This is a genomic window from Prevotella jejuni (assembly GCF_900187995.1).
Taxonomy (GTDB): Bacteria; Bacteroidota; Bacteroidia; order Bacteroidales; family Bacteroidaceae; genus Prevotella; species Prevotella jejuni.
This window is the reverse complement of the sequence record NZ_FZNZ01000092.1, coordinates 1-1,005: the sequence shown is the minus strand read 5'-3', so window position 1 is coordinate 1,005 and position 1,005 is coordinate 1. Positions and strand designations below refer to the sequence as shown.

The 1,005-nt window shown below is 42.0% G+C and carries 1 protein-coding gene and 1 pseudogene; both read right to left on the bottom strand.

What is annotated here, in order from left to right:
• The coding region (locus CHB62_RS14520) for a helix-turn-helix domain-containing protein (protein ID WP_141240458.1) at nucleotides 1-342 on the bottom strand (342 nt) is incomplete at its 3' end.
• Nucleotides 343-597: 255 nt separating this feature from the next.
• Nucleotides 598-876: pseudogene (locus tag CHB62_RS14515) on the bottom strand (phage baseplate assembly protein V); the annotation flags it as partial.
• Between the last annotated feature and the right edge of the window lie 129 nt (nucleotides 877-1,005).

Genomic DNA, 1,005 nt, shown 5'->3' with positions numbered 1-1,005 from the left:
CATACGATATATGGTCTCATGGCTAATATACTTGCCGTCCTTGGCCAATACACCAGATATTTGTTCTGGAGACCATTGCTCAGTAATAAGAAGGCACTTCGCCTCTTCCATGACATCCTTGTCTACTGAACGATTGCCTGGCTTTCTGCGCCTTGTTTGTACTGCATTTGCTTGGGCAGTTTCCCAATTATAGTGTCTTCTGACTCCGCTATTACGTCTTATTTCACGAGACACTGTACTTGCACTTACATTTATCGCCTTGGCAATATCTTTTTGTTTCGTTCTATTTTGGAGTAGCACAGAAATTGTGTACCTTTGCTCCGAGGTTAATTGTTTGTACATTGCAATGCAAAATTAATTAATCTTTGGGAGACAGAGGTCTCCCTTTCTTATTTTTATGCATTGCTTGTTGATTTTCTTCTCATGGGGGCTTCTCGCCCCCAAACCCCTCGGTGTTTTCAGGTATAGATTATTAAGCTACACCAGCACTTGGGATTGCAGTTCTATGTTGAACTTGCGTGAAGATATAACGGAACTGCCATTACCAACATTAATAACATTATTAGTTCCAGCATTAACAAAATTAGAAGATTTTGCATTTGTAGTGGCATTACCAGCACCATCAAAAGTCATGCTTACACCGCCCTTATCGTGCAATGTGACACTACCTACAGAATCATCAAGTTTCAAGGAACTACCTCGACGGCTGGTAAGGCTCTTGCAGTTGTTGCCTTGGCCACCGCCACCACCTGTTGTTCCATTAAACAGGCTACCCATGACGTAGGGGCGGGCGGGGTCGCCATGGCGGAAGCCAAGGAGGACTTGGTCGCCTACCTCTGGGATGAAAACGAAGCCACGGTTGCTTTTTACGTCTTTACCTAAACTCGGGATAAGAAATGTCTGCAAAAAGTTGGTAATCTCATTATATTTTTGTAACTTTATGGTTGAAAATCAAACAATTACAATAAACATAACAATGATTACCAAGGACAAAATTACTGAAAC